3 protein-coding genes are annotated in these 2,445 nt (G+C 70.4%); 2 read left to right on the forward strand and 1 reads right to left on the reverse strand.

Features of this window, described 5'->3' with window-relative positions:
• A partial coding sequence (locus WKI94_RS11885; protein ID WP_337845931.1) for an FAD-dependent oxidoreductase occupies positions 1 to 295 on the forward strand: 295 nt, incomplete at its 5' end.
• 4 nt (positions 296 to 299) lie between these two features.
• The gene (locus tag WKI94_RS11890; RefSeq protein WP_337845932.1) at positions 300 to 857 is read left to right on the forward strand and encodes a molybdenum cofactor guanylyltransferase; all 558 of its coding nucleotides are present in this window, start codon (positions 300 to 302) and stop codon (positions 855 to 857) included.
• Here the strand turns inward: WKI94_RS11890 and WKI94_RS11895 are convergent.
• A complete protein-coding gene (locus WKI94_RS11895) occupies positions 854 to 2,416 on the reverse strand; it encodes a hypothetical protein (protein ID WP_337845933.1) in 1,563 nt (520 codons plus the stop codon). The genes WKI94_RS11890 and WKI94_RS11895 overlap by 4 nt on opposite strands.
• Positions 2,417 to 2,445 lie beyond the last annotated feature (29 nt).

Below are 2,445 nucleotides of genomic sequence, written 5' to 3' on the forward strand. Positions count from 1 at the left end.
GGCCTTAAGCTACCGGGTCTTCCTGGCGGGGCCCGCCTTGGGGGGAAGCTACCTGGACCTCCCTGGCTACGCCCATCCTCCCCCGGGAGAGGGCGAGGTAGACTGGCTCCTTAGGGGGGCTGAGGCTCTTCTGGGCTACCGGCCCCAGGTGGCCGGGGCCTGGCGGGGGGTGCGCTTCCGTAGGTCCCATCCCCTCACCCCCATCCCTGGGGGGTATGCCCTCACCGGCTTTGGCTCCACGGGCTTCCTCCTCGCGCCCCTTTGGGCCAGGCGGCTGGCGGAGGCCTTAGGCTAGGGATATGTACACCGGCGCGGTGCTGGCAGGGGGGCTTTCCAAGCGCTTCGGGGAGGACAAGGCCCTTTACCCCTACCGGGGGAAGCCCCTCCTCCTTTGGGTCCTGGAAAGCCTCTCCGGGGCCGGGGAACGCTTCATCGTGGCCAACCGCCCCTACGAGGGGTTTGGGGTGTCGGTCCACCCTGACCTCCGCCCGGGGGCGGACAGCCTCTCGGGGCTCCATACCGCTCTTGTCCAGGCCCGCTTCCCCTGGGTGGCCGTGGCCGCGTGCGACCTTCCCTTCCTCACCCGGGCTTACTGGGACTACCTCTATGAACGGGCGCTGGCCTCCCCCTATCCCGTGGTGGTCCCCGTGAACCCCGAGGGCCACCTGGAGCCCCTTATGGCCCTTTACCACAAGGACTGCCTGCCCCAGGTGGAGTGGCAGCTGGAGGCCGGGGACTTTCTCCTGAGGCGGGTGATGGAAACCCTAGGGGCCACCTACCTCCCGGCGGAGGAGGTGGTGGAGCGGTTTGGGCCCCTGGTCTACCTCAACGCCAACCGCAAGGAGGAGCTTCCCTAGTCCCGAACCCTAAGCCGCGCGGTGGAGAGTCGGACCCCGTCCGCCCAAAGCTCCACCTCGTAGATCCCAGGGGTCTGGGGAGCGGGGAGTGTCCATTGGAAGGTGAAGGGACCCTTGGGGGTTAGGGGGATGCGCACCCCTTGGAGGCGTACCTCCACCGCCTGGAAGCGCTTGAGGAGCCGGGCCTCGAGGCCCACCTTCTCCCCAGGGTCCACCAGGGCCGGCTGGAGAAGCAGGCTTCCGAGAGGCCCCGGCCGCACGGTGAGGAGGACCTGGGTCTCCGCCCGGGCCCCGCCCTTTTCCGCCACCACCCGGATGGTCCAGAGGGGGGTTTCGGGGACGGGGAGGAAGGCCTGGAAGACCCCGCCTTCCGCCGCTTCCAGCCTGGCCTCCCCCCCTAGCCACTCCGCGTAGACCCGCTCCGGGTCCCCTTGGGTTTGGACCCGGAGGAAGAGCTCCGCCCCGGGGGGCAGGGTGGTGGGAGGGTCCAGGGGAAAAAGCCCTAGGGTTTCCTCGGTGAGGGTTTGGATCACCTCCCGCACGCTCTCCCATGCCCCTAGCTCCACCTGGGGCAAGCTCCAGGGCCAAGGCCTCCCCGGGTTCGTGGAGGGGAGGGAGGCGGGGTCCACGCTTAAGGTGTAGGACCCAGGGAGGAGGTTCCCCAAGGTGAAACGGCCCGTGCCATCGGCGTAGGCGATGCGGCGCTCTGGCCCCTGGACCACCACCCGGACGAAGGGCAGGGGGCCTTCTCCCTCGTCCCGGACCCCATTCCGGTCCCGGTCCAGGTAGACCAGCCCCACCACCGTTTCCACCGGCAGGTCCAGGGGAAGGCGCAGGCCCCGATCCACCCGAGCCTCCACCCGCCGCCGCTGGGCCAGTCCTGCAGGGATGCCCCCCACCTCTAGCCGGTAGCTTCCCGGGTAGAGCTCCAGCCGGTACCGCCCCTCCCCGTCCGCCTGGACCTCCTGGATCCCCACCCGCACGGTGGCCCCCGGAAGGGGGGGCTCCCCTGGGCCTCTCACCCCGTCCCGGTTGAGGTCGTGGAAGACCACCCCCTTCACCCAGCCCGTGGCCCGCCCCCCTAAGAGCTGGACCACCTCCTCAGGGGTGTTGAAGCCCCCCTTAAGCTCCAAAAGCCCAAGGGCCTGGAGGACCACGGCCTCCCCGTCCCAGGTGCCCTGGACCCCAAGGCCCAGCTCCGGAACGGGGCGGTATAGGAGGGTACCCCGGGTGCTGGGCCGCCCTTGGGCCCAGTCGTAGCCCAAGCCGAGACTGCCCTCCAGCTCCCCTTCCCGCACCTCCCCTCCCAGGAGGAGGCTTCCCCCCTCGGGGCGGCCCAGGTAGAGAGCGCGCAGGCTGAAGGGGGGGAGGGTGTAGCCCACCTGGAGGCTGTAGGCCAGGCCCAGCCGCGCCTGCCAGGAGAGGCTCCCTATGGCCTCGAGGCCGTCTGCCCTGACCCGGGCCCCGAGGTCCCAGGCCAGCCCCCCCTGGTAGCCCAGGCCCGCCCGCAGGCTGAAGGGGTAGGAGAGGGGGCGGTACTCCAGGCCCACCCGGCCCAACCAGTCCTAGCTGTAGCCCAGGGTGAGGC

This window comes from Thermus sp. (genome assembly GCF_037444525.1).
Taxonomy (GTDB): Bacteria; Deinococcota; Deinococci; order Deinococcales; family Thermaceae; genus Thermus.

What these genes read in the sequence shown, in the direction of transcription:
- WKI94_RS11890 (WP_337845932.1), top strand. Translation starts at nt 300, where the DNA reads ATGTACACCGGCGCGGTGCTGGCAGGGGGGCTTTCCAAGCGCTTCGGG.